An 838-nucleotide genomic window follows, 5' to 3' on the forward strand; every position below is an offset into this window, starting at 1 on the left:
GCCGGCCCCGACCTCCGCGCGGATCACGCGGTCCAGTGCGCGCAGCGGCTCTTCCGCCGCCTGGCCGGCGGGCAGGACGGTCAGGCCCGACGGCGGCCGCAGGGCGTCCAGCCCCGTGCTGTTCGGATCGGTGGGCACGGCGTAGACCTGAAGGACCGTCAGGGGGTGCCCGGTCGGGCCGGGGGTGGGCTGCGTGGTGTTCATGGGTGTCTGCCTCTCGGAGTGCTCTGCTTTCGGGCACTCCGGGCGACGCCCCGCCCAACCCCTTTTCTCAGGCGGGGACCGGTTCGGTCCTGGGATACGGACTGAGCATGGTGTCGAAGTAGCCCTCCGGGGCTCCCTCCAGGAAGGTCGGCAGGTTTTCCAGGAAGGCACGCAGCGGGGGTGTCGCGTTGTGCCGGTCCAGGTCTTCCTGGGAGCGCCAGACCTCGTACAGGAAGAAGCGGCCGTCCTCGTGTTCGTGGAGGTGGTACTGCAGGTTTCCGGGCTCTTGCCGGGTGGGTTCCACGAAGGAGGAGAGGATGCGCCGGACCTCGTCCGCGCGCTCCGGCCTGGGGCGGAGGAAACCGTAGAGGGCGATGGGGTGATCCGTGTTCGTCATGGACCTCACGCTAAGATCTCACATCAATGTGAGATTCAAGAGCTTGTGAGGGGCGTCACATGAAGATCGGCGAGGTCGCCGCCACGACGGACACCTCGGTCCGGCTCCTGCGCTACTACGAGGAGCAGGGCCTCCTGCCGTCCTGCCGTCTCGACAGCGGCCACCGCCGCTATGACGACAGCGCCCCCGCCGCGGTCCGTCGCATTCGCGCACTGCTGGACGCCGGCCTCCCGACCC

The 838-nt window shown here is 69.1% G+C and carries 2 protein-coding genes and 1 pseudogene; 1 reads left to right on the top strand and 2 read right to left on the bottom strand.

The features are described 5' to 3' along the window. Positions 1-204 (bottom strand): annotated as a pseudogene (locus ABD323_RS42230) (hypothetical protein); the annotation flags it as partial. 67 nt (positions 205-271) lie between these two features. Next, positions 272-601 carry a putative quinol monooxygenase gene (locus ABD323_RS42235; RefSeq protein ID WP_184923154.1) on the bottom strand — a complete coding sequence of 110 codons (330 nt, stop codon included), beginning with the start codon at positions 599-601 and terminating at the stop codon, positions 272-274. A 59-nt stretch (positions 602-660) separates the two neighbouring features. Between ABD323_RS42235 and ABD323_RS42240 the strand changes: the two genes are divergently transcribed. Then, a partial coding sequence (locus tag ABD323_RS42240) for a MerR family transcriptional regulator (protein ID WP_344447369.1) occupies positions 661-838 on the top strand: 178 nt, incomplete at its 3' end.

It is taken from the genome of Kitasatospora nipponensis, from assembly GCF_039528135.1.
Classification (GTDB): Bacteria; Actinomycetota; Actinomycetes; order Streptomycetales; family Streptomycetaceae; genus Kitasatospora; species Kitasatospora nipponensis.

What these genes read in the sequence shown, in the direction of transcription:
- ABD323_RS42235 (WP_184923154.1), bottom strand. Translation starts at nt 601, where the DNA reads ATGACGAACACGGATCACCCCATCGCCCTCTACGGTTTCCTCCGCCCC.